This is a genomic window from Microbacterium sp. (assembly GCF_048259935.1).
Lineage (GTDB): Bacteria > Actinomycetota > Actinomycetes > Actinomycetales > Microbacteriaceae > Microbacterium.
In genome coordinates this window covers 66,131-87,280 of record NZ_JBLXHF010000008.1, presented here as the reverse complement: position 1 = coordinate 87,280, position 21,150 = coordinate 66,131, and the positions used below count along the sequence as shown (strand labels likewise).

Genomic DNA, 21,150 nt, shown 5'->3' with positions numbered 1-21,150 from the left:
GAGCGCTACTCCCATCAACGGCAGATGATCCACTGCGCCTGGAAACGTCGCCGAGTTCCAGTAGGCACTGCCCCCGAGTCCCTGCCCGTTCCTGTGAACGATCGGTTTCGCGCCGATCTGCTCCACGGAAGATGGGTGCATGAGTCGCGGTAGATTCCTCCCATGGGAATGAGCAGCTCACGGCGCGAGGCGATCACGCAGATGCTCGACACAGCAGAGGATCTCGACCGGTGGCGGCTTCGAGCTCACCGCATCGAAGAACCGGAGCGAGGTAGTGATCTCGCGAAAGACGACGGGATCTTTCAGCGGATGCCAATCAGCGAGGTTGCGCGACTCTCCCTCGTCGCGTCGGGCGAGCACCTTCGCCTCGCACTCGACGCCGTCAAAGCGAAACAGTTGTACCCGTCCTCACACTTCACCGTGCTCCGTGGCGCACTTGTCGGGGCGTCGCAAGCCGTTTGGATACTGGCACCCGACGAACGGGTCGCGCGCCGCGAGCGGGGCCTCACGGTGACAGCAGAGATGTACGCCCAGATGGGCAAGTACTACAACTTCCTCGAGACCACAGATCTCGAGGTCGAGGACCGCGCTCGACTAGCCGACCAACAGCTCTGGTTGGCCGAACGCCGCGCCCAGGTGGCAGCACGCAAGACCACCGCGGCAACGCTGAACCTCACCGAGGTAATCGGTACCGCCGTCGACACCACCTTTCCGGATAGAAGTTCCCGTGAGGCTCTTCGTGGACTGTGGCGAGAGATGAGCGCGGATGCCCATGTGCTCGGCTGGTCACTCTTCCAGAGAGCGGCCTTCGGTCCCGCAGATCGACGCACAGGCATCGGCGAGGGCAAGGCCGGCGGCGCGCCAGAGCTCGTTGCAGAACCATTCCTCGGCTCATACCGCCTCCTGAAGCGCGGCTGGTCTCTCTTCGACCAACGCTGCGAGGCTCGGTAGCGCGTCCGCCGAGGGGCGGACACATCCGCCCGCACCCTGCGATGGTTCGATCAGGACATGCTCGCGGGGAAATCCGGACGTTTAGCGAAGCGACAAGTGCGACATCTACTGTCGCGCTTCACAAAAGTGCGCGACACGCCGAGGAGCGATGCGCCGAAACCCCCTGCCGAAACCCCCTGCCGAAACCAATTCGCGCCGAAACGCATGTGGTACGTATTCGGCTGACGACGAGAACGGAGCTGGTGCGGCGTGGCGAACCCATGACAATCGCGCGAACGACCAAACGCAATGCACGCAGGCACTTTCTGTGAATACTCTGGCGTGATAGGCAAATCGGGCGTACTCTGATGGCGTGCGAGGAGGACTCGAACGCTGGAAACGGGGTCTGGGCTCCCAGGGAGTCCGCCAGGCGATGGCCTACGCGTTTCGTGGTTCCTGCGACTCGCACCTGCGGACAGTCGGCGTGGATGCTCTCGGTGCGTACAGCGGCGTCCACGGCGCGACCGTCACTCGATTCAGCGTCGAGTCGGGCACGATTGTTCTCGATGAGCTTGACGCGCGACAGCTGACAACCTGGGTCGATGGGCGTGACCCCGAGACGGGTGAGCTCCGGGGACGTGACCTTGCGTCGCCCGCATCCGATTTGATTCTTGACAGCACGATCAACGCCTCGAAGTCGTTCAGCATTGCTGCCCTTCTTCATCCGGGCCTTGAGCGCGCGTACGAGGCACTGCAGGATCGTCTCCGGGATCGCATCGTCACGACCTGGGAGCGAGAGCTGAATGCGCGGCGCGGTGCCGGAGGGCGGGTTCGCGAGAGCATCGCGCGGTTGGAAGTAGTCGAGCTTCAGCATCGACGCTCGCGCGCGCTGGACCCGCACGTCCACCGGCACCTGTGGCTGAACGTGCGAGTGCGGGGAGCGGACGGCAAATGGTCCAACGTCGACTCGCGCGTGGCGATGCGCGTGCAGAACATCGTCAACGCCGAGGGCGAGCTGGCGGCTCGAACGGATCCTGAGTGGATGGCGGCGCTCGCCGCCCACGGCTATAGCTTGAACACCGAAGGGGAGATCGCCCAGCTCGCGCATCTCGTTCGCGCGGTTTCTCGACGATCGAATCAGATCGAGGCAAACCGGGCTGTGCTGCTTGAACAGTGGAGATCCAGCCATCCCGACGAGACGCCCGGCCCTGACGTTCTGCAGATGATCGACCGACATGCCTGGGCGGTCAATCGCCCGGGCAAGCCGAGCGATGTGAACGAGGATGAATGGTTTGAGCTCACGAAGCAGGAGTTTCTTCGGCTCGACCCCGACGTACTCACCCCGTTGCGACCGCTGGAAGCTCCGCAGTCGGGGCCTACCGGGGTGGACCATGACCTGCTCGCACGCCGTGCGGTTGCGGATGCTGACGATCGCTCCCGAGCGAGCAATGGGAGATTCAGCGTGCTGGACATCCGGGCGGGCGCCAGCCGGGCGGTGGCTTCCTCCGGGATCGTCGGCGAGCGGGACGGATTGCAGCAACTCATCGACGATGTGACCGCGCGCGCCCTTGCGCATACGCGAGACCTGATACCGGATGATCCGGACAAGCCACAACATGTGAAGGCGCTCGTCACGCACGCATTCGCTCGACTCAAGTCCGATCTGGGAATACGTCTTGTCCGCCTGAGTGACGCACCGTGGCAGTCGCCACCGACATCAGGCATGGATGCTGCACGACAGCTCCTGGTCGGCAGTGGCCTCGATGCCTCACAGCGCATCGCTGCGGATGCCGTCACCGGCTTCGACCGGCTCGTCACTGTCACCGGGCCGGCTGGGACCGGCAAGACTACGATGCTGCGCCTCGCGCGCTCGGCGCTCGAGGTCCAGGGACGACGTCTGCTGATCGTCGCCCCGACAAGAAAGGCAGCCGCCGTCGCCGGTCGCGAGATCGGGACCGCGGGTACGAGCATCCATGCTCTTCTTGCCGACCACGGTTGGCGGTGGGGGACAGACGATGCCGGCGCTGCTCTGTGGTGGCGACTGCAGCTCGGGCAACGTGACCCATCGACGGGTGCCATCTACCGAGGCCCTCGGCACCACCACCTCGACGCGGGAGTCCGGATCGTGGTCGACGAGGCTGGGATGCTGGACCTCAATGCCGCCGATGCCCTGACCCAGCTGGCAATCGAGACGGGAGCCGGAATCGCGTTGGTCGGTGACCCACTCCAGGCGAGCCCGGTCGGGCACGCCGGGGCGATGGCGATGGCCGAGCGGCGCGCCGGGAAGGCTGTGGAACTCAACGGGGTGCACCGGTTTGATGACCCGGAGTACGCCGCGCTGACTCTGAGGCTTCGAGCGCCCGACACCATTTTCGAGGCGATGGACACGGCCGCAGCGCTTCAGGAGCAGCAGCACGTGTGCCGTGTGGATGATCTGGATGCCGCACGAATCGCCCTTGTTCGCGGCTACTTCGATCACCACAACCGCGGTCAGTCGGTCGCGATTGTCACTGCGACGAACGAGGAAGCGGCCTACATCAACGATGCCATCCAACAAGAACGCGTCCAGCGCGGAGAACTCGGCATCCATCGAATCGCAATAGGCGGTGAAGAGAACCGCATCCTGGAGGGCGACATCGTCCAGACTCGCCGAAACGACCGCGACACGGGAGTCGAGAACCGCGCAATGTGGCGTGTCAGTCGAATCGGACCGACCGCTTTGGAACTCCAGCGTCTCGACGACGCGGCAGACAGCCGGACCGTCTCGCGCGAGTACGCGGCCGACCATGTCCACCTGGCCTATGCCACGACGGTGCACGGCATCCAAGGCGAAACCACAGACGTGTCCCTGGTCGGCCCTGATGTCGACGCGTCCGGCCTGTACGTCGGGCTGACTCGTGGGAGGCAGCACAACGAAGCAGTCGTCGTGGCCCGCTCGGATGCCGCTGCTCGGGAAGCGCTCGCCAGTTCGATGATGCGCGGGCTCCCTGAGCCCGATGTCGCAGATGCCGTTCGTGCGGCTCATCGAGACCTGAACAGGTCGGCGCGCGACGCCGCTCCGGAAGCTGCGGGGCTTGCATGCCCGCCACACGACACGACCGAGCCGGACCCGTCGTCGAAGCTGGCCCGATGGCTGCGGTCTGCTCGAACTGCGCGGCTCACGTTGGATGCGGATGCTGCCGACCGCGAGGCCCAAGGTCATGGTCGAGCCGTACGTCGTGACCGCCTACGCACTGGATTCGACGACGGCACACGGGCCCGCTTGGAGCAGCGGATGAAAGAGGCTCAGCAGATCGAGGCACGTAGCCTGGCCCGCTACCTCGAAGATGACCGGCCGCGGCATCTCGAACAGGACACTGAACAAATCCGTTACCGCGAGCTGGTCGCACAGGCGCCAGCATCCCACCAAGGAGGAATCCAATGAAGCTTGATGACGCTGATGCGCTGCTGCAGCGGGTCGGAACGATCGCGATCATGTACTACCGGACATTGCCTGCGGACTCCCCGGGTTATCAGCTCAATGACGATATCGACTGGTGTCTGGACGACCTCGACGCAGAGAACGTGAGCGCCGAACTGCGAGAGCTGATCGGTCGGACGGTGGTCGATCCTACCGGCCACCGGGAGGCCCTGACGGCGTTCGTCTACGGCACCGTGGCGGGTGCCTCACCAGCGGAGTGATCGCATGTGCCCGACAGAGGGCGCGGGTGATCAGAAGAGGTCACGCGGTCGGCCCAGCTGGAGCCAGACACACCCGGAAGCCGCAGCGGAGTACCGGCGACGCTATCGTGAGGCGCATCCGGAGAAGATGGTGGCACTGGATCGGGCGTGGCGGGAACGGAACCTCGAGCGGTCCCGGGAACTGAACCGTGAGTCCGCGAAACGACAGGCTCATCGGCGCCGGCAGCGGCTGAAGCACAACGCCCGCGGACGGGAGTGGTATGCGGAGAATAGGGATATCGCGCTTGCGCGTTCTCGTCGTTTCCGAGCCGAGCACCCGGAGAAGGTTCGTGAGTACCGGCGCCGATACAAGGAACGTCACCCCGAGCGAAAGCTCGAAAGCGGTCGTCGGTCCGCGCAGCGTTACCGAGACGCGAACGCGGACGAGATCCGAGCACGAGGGCGGTCTCTGGCTGCGGCCCGTCGTGAGCAGAACCCGGACGCGTTCAAGCAGTGGTACCAGAAGAACATTGAAGCGCAACGCGCCCGCGGGCGCGAAGCATCGAGACGGCGGAGCCGGCTCAAGAAGCTCGGGCTGCCACCGCGACGCATCCATTCCGTGTACGCGGACGAACGCCGCGCGCACGATGCCGCAGCGAACGAGTACTTTGCGCGTCGCCGCACGGTCGCAGAGCGTGGCGCTATCGCCGCAGAAGCGACGGAGGAGCTGCCGCTCGATCTCCCGAAAGTAGTCGCTGTGCGCCGGCGCGTCGTACTCAGAGCGCAGTCGGCGCCGCTCAAGACCCCTGAAGGTGAGCCGATTGTGAACGGCCGGGACGGCGGCCTTCCGCCGGAGGTGCTCCAGTGGCGTCGTGCGCGAGATCTGCAAGCGCTGAAGGAGTCGCACGAGCACCTCGTGGAGAAGATCCGAGCGGAGCGACCCCAGATCTACGCGCATCACCGCGAATGGCGTGAGGCGCGACTACGCGAAGAGATCCGAATGGATTCGATCGCACGAACAGCACGGGGGATGCCGCCATACGAGATGGAGCAGGAGACGCAGTCCCGCCTGACCGATGAGGTCACTGAGATCGTCAACCGGCGACTGGCGACAATTCGTAATCACACGATCCAGCGCGCCGAAGCGATCGTCCGGCGTCGCGAGATCGACCCCGACTCCGCGGCACCGCACCGCACTCCCGGCGCAGGACCGAACGCCGGCCGGGGGCTTCAATGACCACGCCAGTCCCGATCATCTGTCCTGTCGAATTGGGTGTTATTAGAGGTACGCGTGCTTCATCGAGATCCTCGCCCACCTGCGGCCCGACCTGAACGACGACGGCAGCCCACTTCTGAGCGACATCATCGAAGATCCCGAGGATGCGACTGAGTTCCCGGTGCCTGCGGCCGGAACAGTTGACCACACCTGGCTATCCGGGAAGATGGTCGCTTCGGCAACGCTCGACGGTCGGTACGTCGACGTCAGCGCGTCGAACACCATCGCTTCGCTCCGGTCGAATTTTCTGCGGTTCGCGGTGTCGCTCGGGTTCGATGACTTCGATGCTGCGGCGCTTAAGACCGCCTACCCGCGCGACCTCACCAACGCGTCGCGTCCGTGCTCTACAGCCAAATCGATCCGGACGGGAATCCGGTCGCGGATGGTGTGCGGTTCGGGTCACGCCATGGCGACGACTTGCGAATGTGGGCGGTCTTTGAACGCCCCGGCGACGACCCGTCGAGCCGGCGGCTCTCGGGTGTCACCGTCGGTCTGGTCGACCTCGAGCACCCGGAACTGGCGCAGGCGATGTTTCTGCACGGCCTGACATGGCGCACGTAACAGGATTCGCTGACGCAAAAGGGTCTCTCGCGCGAAGGAGCGGACGGGAGTAGCATCACTCCCGTCCGCTCCTGTGTGGATTCTCAGCGCGCGACACCTGCACCGGCGTACGAGGCCGGCGCTGCTACCGGCCCCGAAGCGTCTGCTGCGGGGCCGCTAGCTTTTGGGGCGCGGTTCATGGTGGCACCTGCGAACTTCAGTGAGGCGCCGACGTTGTCGGCGATGACATCGCGGGTCTCGCGGGTCTGCCCGGACTCTTTGTCGGTATAGCTGCCGAATCGGAGGTCGCCGACCACGATGGCGGAGTCTCCCTTGTGGAGCGACTCGGTGACGTGGCGGGATTGCTGGTTGAACACGACGACGCGGTGGAACACGGTGCCGGCATCCTCCCAGCGCCCGGTGCTCTCGTTGAGTTTGCGGTCGTTGACGGCCAGTGTGAATCGGGCGTACTCGTTGCCCGATTCGCCGGCGCCGTGTTCGGGATCGGCTGTGAGGTTTCCCTCCAGCGTTACCGGAATCTTGGTGGTCATTATTCTTCCTTTCGTCGCGGACGCGGGGTGCGCCCTCACTGAGCGTGGGCCGTGGTGGTCCACGCCGCCCATTCCTTCTCATCGGTCGTGTGGGCCCATGAGCGGGGTCGGGTGGGTTTGTGTCCGTTGTTGCATCCGCCTCCGTAGGCGCGGTTCAGCCGGGGGATCGTGATGGAGAGGCGCTCGTGCCAGCCGATTGGTCCGAATCCGCTGTCGCTGGGATCGAACGCAGCGAGGTGGGCGGTGTGCAGGGCGGAGAGCTCTTCGACGATCGCGCTGTGCCGCCACCAGCAGTCGGGCACGACGCTGACCGGAACGTTGTACCGGACGGTGAACCATTCGACCCAGGTCCGCAGAGCCTGCCAGCGCTCTGCAACCTCGGCGTCGGAGAGTTCGCGCCAATTGGTGACGAGACCGCCGATAATGCCGGAGCCTCCCGCGCGGGAACTCGGATCGAACCCGCTGAGTTCCTGGGCGAGCAACGCGTCAACGTCGTCCGGATCGAAGCTGCTCACGATGCGGCTTCTCCTTCCTGGAGCTTCAGCTGCAGCATCCGCAGGGCGTGGTCGGATGCGTCGCGGCGGCTGCGGTGCCGCGCGAGCACGACGTCGCGGTCGATCAGGCGATGTAACAATTCATGGCAGTTCGGATGCAGGGCAATGAGGTCCTCGTCGTCTTCCCACGCCTGCCATGCGCCCTGGACAATACGAACACCGGCGTAGTCACGATGATGAAGCTCGAGCTTCCCCTTGATGGCTGCGACGCCGCAGGCGGCGCAGGAGACGACACCATCAGCGATGTGGGCTCGGAACCAGCGATCGCGTCGTGCGAACCACGCTGGAGATCGGAGGAACTCGTCCCGGTATAGATTCTTCAGCCCTGTGCGGCGTTGGTTGGTCATTCGTCGTTCACCGCCTCAGTAGGAAGTTCGGCGTCTGCGACCTCGAGGTGAGGTGCGGGCGGAGTGCGTCGATTCGCCGCACCGAACACGATGCGCTGCTCGGCTTCGGTGCTGATCTTGCCGCTCTGGATCGCTTTGGCGTCGTGTCGCGAGTCCCAGCCGGCGAGATCGAGGAGCACACCGCGGCGGTTGCGATAGGCCAGGAGTCCCAGCGTCTCGGGCATGCGGCGGATCTCGTCGACGGACATGAGCGGTAATCGATCTTGGCGTTCGCTGGTGTGGTGGCCGTGCTGCCCGGAGTCCCAAGACAGCTCGGTGCGGCGTGCCTCTCGCATTCCGAGCAGGGCTTCGACGTCGCGGAGGTGGGCCACGTGGGATGCTCCGCCGAGCAGCACCTTCGCAGTTGCTGCGGCCCAGATGGTGTCGGCTTCGGCGCGGGACCACGCCGTCTCCGCTTGCGACAATGCCTGCAGGACGACGAAGGTGCAGATGCCGCGTCCGCCGCCGTCGGCCATAGTGCGCGGCAGCGCGTCCCATCGGAAGATGTTGGCGATCTCATCCAGGATCAGTCCCAGTGGATGCGCGAGTCTCGAGCCGGGCGAGGCAAGGGCACGAGCTCTTGCGATTTCGACGATGTCGTCGAGAAGCGCACCGAGGAACCCGCCCATGGCGGATGCTCCGGACGAGGACCCGATCAAGTACAGCGAGTTTGCCCCATCCAGGAACTCGCGCGGATCGAACACCGTGTCACCGGCGCGTGGCATCAGTGCGTCGCGAATTTGAGGGACAGCGAGCGGAGCGACCGCCCCTTGCACGCCGAACCAGATGGAGGAGACGAGCTTCTCGTCCCCGCTGATCGTCGCCTCCAGATTGTCTCCCCAACCGGGGGCTCCATCCGATCGCAGAACGTCCACAGCGGCGCGGGCGAAGACGGGGCTGGAGCCCCAGTCATATACGTCCTCGATCGTGCGGTCGCCGACAGCAGCTGCATGCAGAAGGCGGCCCAATACGACGCCGGACGCTTGCGCCCACTCGCCGTTGGTGGTCGAGGAGCCGAGAGCAGTGCCTGTGATGATCGCGTTGCCGCGTTGCATCGCGACCAGCGGATCCTCGCATCCGGTGAGGGGACTGACTCGCAACGGATGCCGAATGCCGGAGAGCCCCTGCGGGTCGAAGACGTGCACGTTGCCACGTTCCTGCCGGCGCCGCATCGTTGCCGTCAGGTTGTCGTTGGTCGTGGATGTGGTGATGAGCGGTCCCGACCAGTCGAGGATTGCGGAGATGAGGACGCGGTATCCCTTACCGGAACGCGGTGGGCCTTCCAGTGCGACGGAGTCCTCGATCGATACGTAGACGTCGCGACCTCGGGCGCGTCCCACGCGCCATCCGACGTCAGTGGGCTGCGGCTTTTGGATGTCTGGACGTAATTGCCGGGCGCGGCGAAGCACCGCTCGGCCGGACAGATGCTGACGGACCTCGGCGCTCGTCGCAAAGCCTGGACGGCGACGCAAATCTGCGATGAACGCCCGATCCGAAGCCTTGTAGCGCCGGTAGAACACCAGCAGCAGGATCATCGCAGCCGCCAGGAGGAATAGAAGGAGGAGGTCGAGGACGCGGATCTGCCACACGGGCATCGGACACGTCGACGTGTACTGAGTTGCGTCGCCGGTGACAGCAAGCACGATGCCTGCGAAAAGGCTGACGGGGACGGGCCGTTGACCGCATGTCAGCGCCGTGACCGCCTCTGCGACGAACGCGGTGGCGAGGCTCAGCACGAAGGCAGCGGCGATCAGGACCGCTACCGTCTTCCCTGCCCAGTTGGTGTTCATGAGACGTCGCCTCAGTCCATTCCGGAGCTGACGGCCGTTGCGACGCGGAGCCATGCGTTTCGTGTGCGCTGGCGAAGCGCGTCGAACCGCAACGGGCCGCTCTTGAGCGCCGGATCAAACGGGACGGTCTCCACGGCCCTTACCTGCCCGGCGAAGCTTTTGGCGATTTGCTGAGATGAGTGACGCACGCCAGGTTCCGGTTGCGTCACAACCACGACAGCATTCTCAGCGAGACGAGCCGAGAGTTCGTCTCGTTTGCGCAATGCGTCGAGGAGCAGCGCGGCGGACTCGGCGGATTCGGGGGAGGGGAGGGTCGGGATGATCAGCTGATGCGAGCCGTCGATCATGCGCAGCCAACGGTCGGCCGACTCGTCGTTGCCCGAATCAAAGACGACAAGTCGGTAATAGCGCGTCGCGACTCGCATGAGTACATCGAACTGCGCGGACTCGATGCGCTGATCAGTGGCGAGCAGTTCTGGGTTCGAGCGAAGCACGTCGTAGCGGTCTGCGGACTGATGATGCACGAAGCGAGAGATGTCTGAGACGGTGGCGGTCGGTTCGAGGAGGTCGGCTGTCGCAGGCATGAGGTCTCGGACGGTCGTGTCGTACGTGCCCTGTTCTGTTCGCCACCCGAGGGTACCGCGTGTGTCGTTGTTGTCCCAGGCGAGGACGTTACCGCCGCCGAGCCGCGCGAATACCGCTGCGAGCATGGCCGTTGTCATCGTCTTCCCGACGCCGCCCTTGCCGTTCACAACCGCGAGCGCCCGATAGCCCGCCCAGTGACGTGAGATGATTGCTCGTGCTGCGCGAAGCTCGCGCGCATGGCGAGATTCAGGAACGCGGATGCCGAGTCTGGAGACGGTCGACCGCCATCCGGCTGGGCCCGGCAGGGTGGAGTTTGAGGTGATGAACGAGGCCCGTTCGGACTCTTCTGACGTCTCCCCAACGTCTGGAGCCTCTATACCTATGACCGCCTCTGTGTTCTCACGGTCAGGCAGTTTGTCAATGTCCGGTTCGTCCGTGCTTGTCGACGAGATCGCGGGGTCACGTCGCCGCACTGGTGCTGGCGTCTCGGGCGCACTTGTGAGTGCTCCGGTGTGGCTGACAACAAGGCGATGCTCTCCGCGGTCGCCGGAGGTGACGAGTTCGAGCGGAGCCCCGACGCGTCGAGCCTCGTCGGCGGCTCGCTGGACGACCATGCGTCGGATGTCCTCATCGGGGGAGGCAGAGATCGGTTCCTGTCGCCCGTCAAGGGTGATGAATGTGGCGTCGGTGCCTCTGACGGTCGCATAGGCGCGGGGGAGTGCGTCGATGGTCATTTCAACTCCTTGCTTGACGTCAGCCAGCCGTCCACTCCGGTGTCGGTCGGCCAGGCCGAATCGAGTTCGGGCATCTCAAAGCCCCGCAGTTCGCCGACAGCGCTGGTGCCGAGTTCCATGGCGTCGTCCGTCTTGAAGAGTTCGTACTCCCATTCCGTGGACGTGGCGAATGCGTCGACCAGGTACGAGTATTGGCCGACGTAGGCAAGGAACTCGCCCTTCCGCAGCTGGCGGGCCATCTCAGCGTGCGCGGGGGGCACGTTGAGCCGCTGACTGATGCTGGCACTTTCTTGTTGATTGATACGGAAGATGAACTTGTTCTCGATGTCTCCCGCGATCGAATACGCAAGGTTGCGCTCCTGCGAATCCGCTTCGCCCACGGCATCCAGATCGCCCATCTTGTGCAGGATGACGATGTTGCTGATCCCGTAGTGGCGGGACAACTTCAACCATTGCTGATACATCTGCAACGACGCGAGCGAGGTCATGTCCCGCCATCCCTCTTCGCGGATGACGTACCGGGTCTTGTGCGCACCGCGGTCGGAGATCACCGCCTGGTTCCATGCCGTCGTGCAGATCTGCGAAAGCTGAGCGACGAGGTCGCCGCGGGCAAACAGCTCGGAGGTGTCGACGACGACGATGGGCGCGTCGTCGTCGAAGCTCACTGTGGATGGGTCTTCGAAGAGCCCCGAGAGATCGCCGTTGACGAATCGTCGAAGAACGAAGCTCGGCTGGATAGCCCCGTGCGCCAGGTGCCGATCACGATTGGTCTCCGAGGTGATCTGCGTGAGCTCTGTATACACGCCGCGGAGGGTGGGTTGATCTCCGGTGCGGGCGATGCAGCGCTCGAGGGCCTCGAGGAGCGCGGCGTGTTCCACGGCGGTGAGGTGTGCGCCGGGGAGCGCGGCCTGGACGAGGGAGGTGAGGACGGTGATGCGCCGCTGTTTCACCATCTGCTCGTGCTGTTCGTCGGTCACCCCCGTTCGCCGCGGTCCGCGATCGAGCGGGTTGAGGCGCGTGTCGAACGCGCCGCCAAGCCGGATGACGTTTCCGCCCGGGATCGCCTCGGCCACGGTGCGCCATTCTCCCTTGGGGTCTGAAGGGACGACCGCCTGATGCCCGAACGCCATGGACCTCGTGACGAGGGTCTTGATCACGGCGCTCTTACCTGCCCGGTATGCACCGAGCACGAGCACGTTCGTGGAGAACGATCCGCGATCGGTGCTGTCGGCGTAGGTCTCCCATGGGGAGAAATGCCAGAGGGCATCAGCGTTGAGATCGACACCGAGGATCGGTCCGCGATGTCCGAGCCCGGCATCCGCGACGAACGGGTAGATACCGGCGATGTGTTGCGACGTCGCTTGGTGTGGGGGCACGTTCATCGGGGCGAGATTCCAGTACCCGCCTTCGGTGAGGCCGGGCCCGAAGGGGCCGGGTACTGCGGGCTCGGGGAGTGCGTTCTCGCGACGGCGAGTGCGGGCAGGTTGCTGATTTCTCTGGTCGTTTGTGCGGGCCAGGCGGCTTTGTCGGCGTTCCTTGCGGGAGAGCCCGCCGGGTTCGAAGTCGATTCGTTGGCGGGTCATCACTTCATCCCCAGGCCCAGGGGGAGCGCGTTCACCATGAGCGCTTCAGCCTGCTGGCAATACAGAACCTGAGCTTCCATCTCCGCCTGAGCAAGTGCGTTCCGCATACCGGCGATGGCCTGATCGAGCTGTTCTTCGTCCGGCGCGGTCACCGTGAGGTAGCCGCCGTACCGAAACTCTCCGTGACCGGCGACCAGCTCCTGTTCTTCCTTCTCCAGGGCCGTCCAGTCCGCCGCATCCGCAGCCGACCCATCCACGCCGCGCTTCGCGCGCAGTCTTTCGTTGCCGCGCCACACTTTCTTCTCGTCACGGACGCGCTTCAGCGCCTTCTTGAGGGGGACAGGTGTGAGAACCAGGGAGAAGATGTGGGTGACGGCCTCTCCGGTGTGAGGCTGACGGGCGAACACGATTGGCGATACGAATCCGACGTGCGCGTCTGAGCGTGGCCATTCGTGAATCCACATCGTCGTGTGCACGCCCGAGTCGGTGCGCACGAGGTGGTTCGCGTGGCGGGGCTCGTCCAGATACATCGGCCCGATCGCTGCGAGGTCGACGCCGACGTTGGCCTCAGCGCGGTTCTGAACGGTTGACGCGAACTCTGGGTCGAACGTCGTTCTGGTGAGCGCGGCGATCTCACGCGGAGACAGCCAACTTCGTACGTTGACCTGCGCGGCAATCAGAGCGTCCGACAGCGTGCGGGTCTCGATGAGTGCCAACGCCCGGGCGCCGCCTTTCCCTCCGCCGAGAGCTTTGACCTGCGCTCCCAAAGCGACGAGGTCCAAGGTGAACGTGAGGTAGTTGCGGTGGGCGACTGCGAACCTTTCGGAGTCGTCCATCACGCGCTCGTAGTTCTTGGCGAGAGTGGACTCGCGGTCAAACTCGCGCTGCTGGGTGATTGTGTCGTAGTGATCGCGAGCACTGCGGATCGTGGTGGGGAGGGTGCGTTCCTGCAGGGTGACCCGCTTGATTCCGGGGCGCTGCGTGAACGAAGCCAATACGCGTGACCACTGCTGAGCCAGATCGAGCCGCTCTGACTCGGTGTGCATGAGGAAGCCCTGAACCTCGAGCTCGGCGGTAACGGACACCGTGCGATTACGAGGGTCGTAGATGCATGCGATCCCATCGACATCCCAGATCTGAACGGATGCGCGGATGCCCGGTAGGTTCAGAGTCCCGACGATCTGCGGCCGTTCGGGACGATACGTTCGCGTGGTTGCTCCCGCGGCATGGCGGAGTTGCTTCATCAACCACAGGCCCGCCATCTTCGGAGCGGACATTCCGCGGATCGTGACGACCGCCGAGATCCCCAAGGCGAGATAGATCGGTGATGCGTAGAGGAGGCCGACCGGGCCGAACTGATTCACGAAGACGAGAACGACGACGGCTGCAGCGGCGACGAATGCGAGTTGCCAGCCGTCCATGCCCAAGACGATGCCCTGCCGGGAGCGCCCCGGGAGTCGGACGGGGCGTGAGGTGTCGGACGGCGATGTCATGACGGCTTCCCTTCAGGTGTGGGTGCTGGTGCGGACGCCGGTTGTGCCGTGGGGCGGTTTGGGGGCGGAGTGGGGGATGTCGTTGAAGCCGTTGGACGTGAACTCGGTGTCCGCACCGTTGCGGGTCGGGTAGATCCTCGGCGGATCGAGCCGGTCGCGGACTGTGTGGCGATGCGGGATGGGGCTGCGGTCTTCGTGATTCCGGAGGGCAGTGCTCCGAGTCGGGACGGCAGCCGCGCCGCAGAGCGGGCGGCGCTGGAGGCGATGCGCCCCGCACCGGCACCCAGCCGCGACCCGAGAGCATCAGAGGCCGATGCGCCGACGAAGCTGAAAAGCCCGAAAACGGCGAAGGGCGCGAAGGCGGCGAGGGCGAGACCGATCATCAGCGGCCACGACTGTGGATCCCAGATCGTGTCGACTTCGGCTAGTCCGTTGATGATCAACGTCACGAACCCGATCGTTAAGGGCCCCGCCAGCAGTAGAGCAACCGTGGCGGACACGTAGCGTATGACCCACTGTGGCCCGACACTCTTGAGGGGAAATAGCATCCAAGCGAGAGGTCCTACGGCGATCAACGCGGCTAGGGCGATGTTCCGGAAAGTGAAGACAAGCATCAGGAGCAGCATGGACAGTTGCAGCAGGCCATGGATGAGGAATGCGAAGAAATAGTTCGCGTTGCCTCCCGCCCACATGACTTTTTGGAGTGTGGCGAACAGCGTGATCGGACCGTCACGGTTCAGGACATACCAGGTGAGGTCGTCGATCGCGTTGAGTAGGTGTCCGAGCATCCACAACGTGAGGGGAACGGCAGGAATCGCCAGGAAGCTACGGATGATCGCTCCGATAAGCTCATCGCGGTCGCCGGAGACGATGGCGGAGGCGATTGCCCAGACCATGGCGGCGAACAAGACCACCAGCACTGCCCAATGCCAAAACGACCACTCGCCAACAGCAGCCGTCCACAACACGGTGCTCGTATCGAATCTCATACTCGACGCCACGAGCATCATGACGGCTGTTGCGGTGAAAGCCATCCCGCGCCCAGCGTTCTCGAATGTGATGCACACGACGTCGCCGACGCTGCAACCGTATTCGACGGTGAGTTTCTTGCCACCCGCCGCTTGGATCGCGGACGCGTGACCTTCGTATGTTGTGCAGACAGTGGCGTCGGCGCCATCCATGAGCACTTGGATAAAGCACACCTGCGGCTTGACGTCCTGGGCGTTAGTCGGAGTGCACGCTACCTGCCCTGCGGATTGATTGCAGCGCACTGGGAATGCTGGAGCTGACCATGGCTCATTGTTCACGGGGTCCAGCTGAGTACGCGGCTGCACAGCGGCGGCCACTTGTCCGGATGTGGCACCCGCAGGCGTCATCACGCACAGTGCAGCGAGGAGTCCGAGGAGGACTCCGGCCAGGACAGTACGAACAATGTGCATCAGAAGCCGAAGTCGAAGTTCACAAACCAGGCGAACAGGCCGCTCGCTGCGCCCAGCACCGCGGCGGCGATGAAGATCCAGAGGATGTTCTCTCCGGCCCACGTTCGTACACGATCTGACGCCAAGCCGCGAAACGCGAGTGCCGCACCAGCGATGATCAACATGATGAATACCACGATCATGGCGCCGGCGAGAATGTAGGACGCGAGGACTTGGAAGCCTTGGAAGAACGGAGCTGAGAAGTCCGGACTGATGTCCGGGATGGTGACGTCGGCTGGCAGTTTCATGGTCTTCTCCTTCTGGATCACTTCAGTGGTAGGCCGAGAGCGGCCATGAATGGTTCTGCGTCGATGGCGACACCGTCCCTGCGGACCTCGTAATGCAGATGGCATCCGAACGAGTTGCCAGTGTTGCCTTCCGCGCCGAGCGGCGTTCCCGCGGCGATGTGTTCACCGACGGCGACGCGGAGTGAGCCCCATTGCATGTGCCCGTAGAGGGTTTCAACGCCGGATCCGTGGTCGATCCGGACGGTATTGCCGTAGCCGTAATGCTCTCCAGACACGATCACCACGCCACCGCCAGCGGCATAGATGGTGCTTCCGCACCCCTGTGCCATGTCGTAGCCTTCGTGGTCGCTCGAGCAGTAGCTGCAGCCGTCGATGGGGTTGTAGCCGAAACCCCGGCCCTTGGAATATTCGCCGGCGAGGGGGTATCCCCAGTCGCCGCTCGCCACAGGTGCGGGACCGGGAAGAGTGGTCTGCACTGTCGGCAGCGAGTAGCCCGCCAGCGCCAGGGGAATGGCGATCAGTGGCGCGAACGCCACCAATGCGACGAGCGCGACGGTGCTGAAGAAGGCGACCACGATCCGGCGGCCGGTCCTCGACGTCGCGAGGGCCGGAATAGCCAGTACCGGTGCGCCCACGTCAGGGCTCCATCGGCTCCGGGAAGTAACGGACGACCTTGCAATCTCCGGGCTGTTGATCGCTGTTCGGAGTGGGGACCGACTCGCCACCACACAGCACTTGAACGCTCACCCGCACCTGTTCGTCGTACGAGTGCTCGGTGCCGTCGCCATCGACGCGAGTGAAAGTGAGGACGACGTCGGCTGTGCCGATCTTCATTTGCCCGGCCGGGTCCTCCAACACCGGGACGTAGTCGATCTCGCCGTTCACTGTGGCAATGACGCGTCCCTTCTCGCTCCCGAGCGATGTCCAATCGTTCTCCGGAAGCACGATCGACTGGCGCAATTCCAGCTGGGCCGTTGCCATCGCATCTCGTTGGTCGGACTCCGACGTGTATCGGGTATCGGGAGTGAACCAAGTGTCCAGGTACGTCAGCCATGCGTCGCGATCGCTGAGCTGCGGGTCGAATGTTGCTGCTGCTTCGAGGGCATCGCGGATGTACGCGTCGGCATCGGTGGTGATGGGTTCCGGAACCCATCCGCGATCGGCGACCGACGGATCGACGACCTCCGAGGTTGCCTCAGCGGGTGGAGCGGATGCAGACGCAGGTCGCTTTACTGTCTCAGGTGGCGTGGATGTTGGGCCTTGAGAGTTCACAAACGAACTGATGATGATCGCCACGACTCCGGCGACCAGCACGCCGCCGCCCGTCCACGCCCACAGTGGACCACGTCCGTGCTTCCGTTCCCTGGCCACGATGGTCAGCCCTCCCGAGCCGTCAGGATGGCGGTGATGCGCGGTCTGCACTGCCCCGGCATGCGCCGCAGTGACGAAGTGGACGATATCGCAATCCGGTTCGCGACGTCTGTAGGCCATTTGGGGGACAAGCTCGCAGAACGCCCCGTGGAATGGAGCGGATTCGGCTTCGTTGCCCTGATCATGATCTGAACGGTACACCCGTTCACTTCACAAGTAAATGGTTAATCGGTGCGGTTTCCTGGACGCGCTGTGCGCTGACGAGCAGAATGGGAAGATGCCAAAGTACGCGCGACCTGTTGACGGCGACGGAGCCGAAGGCCCCCTCGCGATTCTGGGCAACCGTGTGATGGCTGGCGTCATTCGCCAACTCCGCAAGACACCCAACGTTGGGCGTAAAGCCGTCGCTGATGCGCTACAGGTGCCGCACTCGACGCTGGTTCCCTACCTCGGCGAGCTTGAAGCGGCAGGCCTACTTCTTGCCGATCCTCCCCGTGGTGAGCGCAAGCGCGGAGAGTGGGTCGTGTATCGCATCAACGATGAGGCGGTCACGGAGATCTATCTGCGGCTGGGGCAGGAGATCGGGGAGATCTAGCTGTACTTCCCGCACACAATTGCGAAAAGGTACTACCGATGGATGAGCTAGATACCCCGAACTGCCCCGACTGCCTTGGGCCTATGCAGCCCCGCGCCGCGTGGTGGTACTGCCAGCCGTGCCGGGTCTATGTGGACGTGCTGGGGCGTCGGTACACTGAGCCGCATGACGTGGAACCCACCGCCGATCACGGGACTGCTGCACGGATAGGTGACAGCTGAGTTGGCTAGCCCGGAGGGCTGGCCTGGAAGGATGTCATCATGCCAAGGTCGTTTCCCAGGGAGTTTCACGATGACGTGGTCCGTGTCGCGCAGCAGCGTGATCCGGAGGTCACTCTCGCGCAGATAGCGAAGGATTTCGGTGTCCATGTCGGGGCGCTGGATGCTCATGAGCGGCGGACACACGCCGAGTGTCGCGGGGAGACTCGATCGTTAGCGATGGCTCAGGTGCGTGATCGCCGCTCGTGCTCCTGTGCTTGATGACGAACCCGTAGCCCTCCGACGATCCGATCGAGTATGTGCTTCGCGGTTCTATTTACGACGCGTCGTTCTCGGAACGCGCCTGCGATGCGAGGGCTGAGCGAATAATAGATGCGGACAAGTAGCCTGCCGGGAGCAGTCGAGTTCAGACGTTCATCCCTAAACTTGCGAAGGACGAGAACCTCTGCCGCGTCGTAGGAACCGTATACGGCCGTTGCGATGTAGCAAAGGCCGGCTGACTGGTCAAGTCCCGTTGAGTGGTGTCACTCCGGTTGTTCCGTTGATGGGTGATGGTCAGGCGGTCAGGAGAAGCTCGGGGCGGGCGGGCTCGGTGTGGTCGTGGAGGCTGTGGACGAGTTTGCGCATGGAGACGTCGGAGAAGTAGCGGCGTTCGCCGTAGGTCCATTCCTCGTGCTGCTCTTGCAAGACGGCGCCGATCAGACGTGTCACGGAGTCACGGTCGGGGAAGATCTGGACGACGTCCGCGCGGCGTTTGATCTCCCGGTTCAACCGTTCGATGGGGTTGTTAGACCAGACCTTCTGCCAGTGCTCGCGGGGCAGCGTGGCGAAGCCGGTGAGGTCGGGTTCGGCGGCCTCGAGCATGGCGGCGATCTCGGGGAACGAGCCCCTGAGGCTGTCGGCGACTTGGTGATACTGGCCGATCACAGCTTCCGGGGTGGTTTGCGCGAAGATCGTGGAGATCAGCGCGTTGACGGGCTTGGAACGGGCGGAGCCGAGCCGCTGGGTGACGTTGCGAGCGAAGTGCACTCGGCAGCGCTGCCAGCCGGATCCGGGCAGGATCGCTTTGACGGCGGCTTTGATGCCGGCGTGCGCGTCGCTGGTGGCCAGGGTCACGCCCAGCGGATCAGTGTCGGTCGCGATCTTCAGCCCGCGGTCACGGAGCCCGCGGAGGAACTCGGTCCAGAAGTCGGTGGTCTCCGCGTCGCCCAGCGCCATCCCGAGGATCTCCCGCCGCCCTTCCCCGCTCACGCCGGTGGCGACGACGAGGGCTTGGGAGACCACCCGACCGCGAACCCGGACGTCGAGGTAGGTAGCGTCCAGAAACAGATACGGGAACCAGGTGTGATCGATCCGGCGGGAAAGGAACTCGTGCACGGCCTCGTCGATCTCGCCGCAGATCCTCGACACCGTGGACCTCGAGATGCCGGTGTCGTTGCCCAACGCGCGGACGAGCTGGTCGACCTTGCGGGTGGAGACCCCGTCGATCCAGGCTTGGCAGATCACCGTGTAGAGGGCCTTGTCGACCCGCCTCCGCGGGTGCAGCAGCGAGGGGAAGAATGATCCCTCCCGCAGCTTCGGGATGGCCAGGTCGACCTCCCCGGCCGGGGTCGCGAGCGTCTTCGGGCGGGTGCCGTTGCGACGGGTGGTCCGCTCCGGGGTGCGCTCGTGCGGTGCCGCGCCGATCTTCACGGTCGCTTCCGCGTTGATCAGATCCTGCAGCCCGGCCTGCAGCATCCGACGGAACACGTCGGAGTGGGCGAGGTCGGGATCAGCGAGGACTTCACCGATCAGGGTCGTCAAGGCAGACTGGTTGTGGGTCATCGTGGGATCTCTTCTTTGCTTCTTGCCGGAAACAACTGGTCATCCCACGATGGCCCCTCATCATCTACGCCGACGAGAACCCCGCAGGAAGTGACACCACACTACGAGACGCACCCGGCTGACTTGGTGTCTCGCTGCTCGTGACGCGGGTGAACCTGGCGTCGTGGCGATAGCGCTTTATTTGCCCACATTTTGCCCACATCTGAGCGGAACCAGTCCGTACGAACTCGACTCAGTAGGCTGGAACAGTTGTGAATTCAGCTGAGAAGCTGATCATTCCGTGAATGTTGCGCAATGGGGCCGGAATTGTGCGGGCGCCTGGCATAGTTCGATTCCCCCCAGCTCCACCACCCGCTGTCACTGTGGATAACCCCCGCGATCCCTTACGAGAGTAAGGATCGCGGGGGTTTCTTCTTGGGCTCGACTCCCGTGCTCTGCTCCGTAGCGCGGACAGTGTCCCCGCCCGGGGATTGCGCGTCAACCCCCTCACAGGCCGATGGGCGGTGGGCATACGCTCGCCCGAACGAGCAGAGGAGATGTGATGAGCGATCCACAGAACACTCACGGCACCCCGGGTCCCAACGAAGAAGCGGACAATGCTTCCGGAGGAGCGCCTGAAGATGCGGATGAGGTTCTCGAGCGGGAGACCACCGACGATGAGGGTAAGCCTTTGGAGAACCCGTCTGGCGGTTGAGTTGACGCTCGAGTGAACAGACCCTCGCGTTCGGAGCTCCCCTGAACGCGAGGGTCTTCGTCACCTCACGGATGGGTGATCAGGATCAGCCCCTGTTTCGTATCGGCGAGCGTCACCCAGCCGTCCCCGAACTCGTAGGTCATACCGAAGCCTGCCTCATCGACCGCGATCGAGTATGCCGGATCCTCGGTGATGTAGTGGTGATCGCCCTCGTCGACGCGGGTCCATCCTTCTGTCAGCAGCTTCTGCTGCATCGCCGCGGATTCGGATGCTGCCAATGGTGCCCAGCCGAAGACCTGAACATGATCGGATGCGACGGTGTAGTCGCCCCAGACGCACTCCAGTCCGCCCTCGACCACCTCGCCGCCGATTCGGAATTCGCGCTCCTTGAACGTCCATCCGTGCGTGTCGAAGATCTCGATGGTGCTCGGTGCGATGAGAGTCTCGCAGGTCGCCTCGGCGGCCGGCTCGTTCACAGCCTCGGTTTTGACGGGGGCGGGGGATGCCGTCGGAGCGGGGGTTGAGGCACTCGGTGCCGGTGTCTCGGGAGCAGGTGCGGCCTCCGCGGCGCACGCGGTGAGCGCGAGACCGAGTGCGAGAGCACTGAGAGCGGTCGGGATGCGGCTGTTCATCGGATCTC

Annotated in this window: 22 protein-coding genes; 8 read left to right on the top strand and 14 right to left on the bottom strand. The window is 64.2% G+C overall.

What is annotated here, in order from left to right:
* Nucleotides 1-162: 162 nt before the first annotated feature.
* The 5 genes from ACN0RC_RS13590 to ACN0RC_RS13570 all read left to right on the top strand — a co-directional run bounded on the left by ACN0RC_RS13590 (nucleotide 163) and on the right by ACN0RC_RS13570 (nucleotide 6,427).
* Nucleotides 163-951 carry a hypothetical protein gene (locus ACN0RC_RS13590; RefSeq protein ID WP_417512459.1) on the top strand — a complete coding sequence of 263 codons (789 nt, stop codon included), beginning with the start codon at nucleotides 163-165 and terminating at the stop codon, nucleotides 949-951.
* A 412-nt stretch (nucleotides 952-1,363) separates the two neighbouring features.
* Complete coding sequence (locus tag ACN0RC_RS13585; RefSeq protein ID WP_417512458.1) at nucleotides 1,364-4,354, top strand: AAA family ATPase; 2,991 nt, start codon at nucleotides 1,364-1,366, stop codon at nucleotides 4,352-4,354.
* Nucleotides 4,351-4,611 (top strand): hypothetical protein, encoded by a 261-nt coding sequence (locus ACN0RC_RS13580; RefSeq protein WP_417512457.1) that lies wholly within the window; start codon nucleotides 4,351-4,353, stop codon nucleotides 4,609-4,611. The genes ACN0RC_RS13585 and ACN0RC_RS13580 overlap by 4 nt, the downstream gene beginning before the upstream one ends.
* A gap of 598 nt (nucleotides 4,612-5,209) precedes the next feature.
* Entirely contained in the window at nucleotides 5,210-5,827 is a 618-nt protein-coding gene (locus ACN0RC_RS13575) for a hypothetical protein (protein ID WP_417512456.1), read from the top strand.
* Nucleotides 5,828-6,205: 378 nt separating this feature from the next.
* The gene (locus ACN0RC_RS13570) at nucleotides 6,206-6,427 is read left to right on the top strand and encodes a hypothetical protein (protein WP_417512455.1); all 222 of its coding nucleotides are present in this window, start codon (nucleotides 6,206-6,208) and stop codon (nucleotides 6,425-6,427) included.
* Between the two features lie 83 nt (nucleotides 6,428-6,510).
* Here the strand turns inward: ACN0RC_RS13570 and ACN0RC_RS13565 are convergent, their stop codons facing one another.
* From ACN0RC_RS13565 to ACN0RC_RS13515, 11 genes are all read right to left on the bottom strand, one after another.
* Nucleotides 6,511-6,957, bottom strand: coding sequence for a single-stranded DNA-binding protein (locus tag ACN0RC_RS13565; protein WP_417512454.1), 447 nt, complete (start codon nucleotides 6,955-6,957; stop codon nucleotides 6,511-6,513).
* A 35-nt stretch (nucleotides 6,958-6,992) separates the two neighbouring features.
* Nucleotides 6,993-7,472 (bottom strand): hypothetical protein, encoded by a 480-nt coding sequence (locus ACN0RC_RS13560; RefSeq protein WP_417512453.1) that lies wholly within the window; start codon nucleotides 7,470-7,472, stop codon nucleotides 6,993-6,995.
* Nucleotides 7,469-7,858 carry a hypothetical protein gene (locus tag ACN0RC_RS13555; protein ID WP_417512452.1) on the bottom strand — a complete coding sequence of 130 codons (390 nt, stop codon included), beginning with the start codon at nucleotides 7,856-7,858 and terminating at the stop codon, nucleotides 7,469-7,471. Before ACN0RC_RS13555 ends, ACN0RC_RS13560 begins: the two co-directional genes overlap by 4 nt.
* Nucleotides 7,855-9,687: a type IV secretory system conjugative DNA transfer family protein gene (locus ACN0RC_RS13550; RefSeq protein WP_417512451.1), complete on the bottom strand. Its 1,833-nt coding sequence runs from the start codon at nucleotides 9,685-9,687 to the stop codon at nucleotides 7,855-7,857. The genes ACN0RC_RS13555 and ACN0RC_RS13550 overlap by 4 nt, the downstream gene beginning before the upstream one ends.
* 11 nt (nucleotides 9,688-9,698) lie before the next feature.
* Nucleotides 9,699-11,006, bottom strand: a complete 1,308-nt coding sequence (locus ACN0RC_RS13545; RefSeq protein WP_417512450.1) for an AAA family ATPase — start codon at nucleotides 11,004-11,006, stop codon at nucleotides 9,699-9,701.
* Complete coding sequence (locus ACN0RC_RS13540; protein WP_417512449.1) at nucleotides 11,003-12,589, bottom strand: hypothetical protein; 1,587 nt, start codon at nucleotides 12,587-12,589, stop codon at nucleotides 11,003-11,005. The genes ACN0RC_RS13545 and ACN0RC_RS13540 overlap by 4 nt, the downstream gene beginning before the upstream one ends.
* Nucleotides 12,589-14,082 carry an SCO6880 family protein gene (locus ACN0RC_RS13535; protein WP_417512448.1) on the bottom strand — a complete coding sequence of 498 codons (1,494 nt, stop codon included), beginning with the start codon at nucleotides 14,080-14,082 and terminating at the stop codon, nucleotides 12,589-12,591. Before ACN0RC_RS13535 ends, ACN0RC_RS13540 begins: the two co-directional genes overlap by 1 nt.
* Nucleotides 14,079-15,263: a hypothetical protein gene (locus ACN0RC_RS13530; protein ID WP_417512447.1), complete on the bottom strand. Its 1,185-nt coding sequence runs from the start codon at nucleotides 15,261-15,263 to the stop codon at nucleotides 14,079-14,081. The genes ACN0RC_RS13535 and ACN0RC_RS13530 overlap by 4 nt, the downstream gene beginning before the upstream one ends.
* A gap of 257 nt (nucleotides 15,264-15,520) precedes the next feature.
* Nucleotides 15,521-15,808 (bottom strand): hypothetical protein, encoded by a 288-nt coding sequence (locus tag ACN0RC_RS13525; RefSeq protein WP_417512446.1) that lies wholly within the window; start codon nucleotides 15,806-15,808, stop codon nucleotides 15,521-15,523.
* Between the two features lie 17 nt (nucleotides 15,809-15,825).
* Nucleotides 15,826-16,443 carry a M23 family metallopeptidase gene (locus ACN0RC_RS13520; RefSeq protein WP_417512445.1) on the bottom strand — a complete coding sequence of 206 codons (618 nt, stop codon included), beginning with the start codon at nucleotides 16,441-16,443 and terminating at the stop codon, nucleotides 15,826-15,828.
* A 1-nt stretch (nucleotide 16,444) separates the two neighbouring features.
* Complete coding sequence (locus ACN0RC_RS13515; RefSeq protein WP_417512444.1) at nucleotides 16,445-17,179, bottom strand: hypothetical protein; 735 nt, start codon at nucleotides 17,177-17,179, stop codon at nucleotides 16,445-16,447.
* A 36-nt stretch (nucleotides 17,180-17,215) separates the two neighbouring features.
* Here ACN0RC_RS13515 and ACN0RC_RS13510 point away from each other — a divergent pair, with 36 nt between their 5' ends.
* Nucleotides 17,216-17,371 carry a hypothetical protein gene (locus ACN0RC_RS13510; RefSeq protein WP_417512443.1) on the top strand — a complete coding sequence of 52 codons (156 nt, stop codon included), beginning with the start codon at nucleotides 17,216-17,218 and terminating at the stop codon, nucleotides 17,369-17,371.
* A gap of 85 nt (nucleotides 17,372-17,456) precedes the next feature.
* Entirely contained in the window at nucleotides 17,457-17,774 is a 318-nt protein-coding gene (locus tag ACN0RC_RS13505) for a hypothetical protein (protein WP_417512442.1), read from the top strand.
* 442 nt (nucleotides 17,775-18,216) lie between these two features.
* Here the strand turns inward: ACN0RC_RS13505 and ACN0RC_RS13500 are convergent, their stop codons facing one another.
* Together ACN0RC_RS13500 and ACN0RC_RS13495 are read right to left on the bottom strand one after the other, a co-directional pair.
* Nucleotides 18,217-18,474, bottom strand: coding sequence for a CFI-box-CTERM domain-containing protein (locus ACN0RC_RS13500; protein WP_417512486.1), 258 nt, complete (start codon nucleotides 18,472-18,474; stop codon nucleotides 18,217-18,219).
* 73 nt (nucleotides 18,475-18,547) lie between these two features.
* The gene (locus ACN0RC_RS13495; protein WP_417512441.1) at nucleotides 18,548-19,816 is read right to left on the bottom strand and encodes an IS256 family transposase; all 1,269 of its coding nucleotides are present in this window, start codon (nucleotides 19,814-19,816) and stop codon (nucleotides 18,548-18,550) included.
* 541 nt (nucleotides 19,817-20,357) lie between these two features.
* Here ACN0RC_RS13495 and ACN0RC_RS13490 point away from each other — a divergent pair.
* On the top strand, nucleotides 20,358-20,510 hold the full coding sequence (locus tag ACN0RC_RS13490; protein ID WP_417512440.1) for a hypothetical protein: 153 nt from the start codon (nucleotides 20,358-20,360) through the stop codon (nucleotides 20,508-20,510).
* 65 nt (nucleotides 20,511-20,575) lie between these two features.
* Here the strand turns inward: ACN0RC_RS13490 and ACN0RC_RS13485 are convergent, their stop codons facing one another.
* A complete protein-coding gene (locus ACN0RC_RS13485) occupies nucleotides 20,576-21,142 on the bottom strand; it encodes a hypothetical protein (protein WP_417512439.1) in 567 nt (188 codons plus the stop codon).
* Nucleotides 21,143-21,150: the final 8 nt, after the last annotated feature.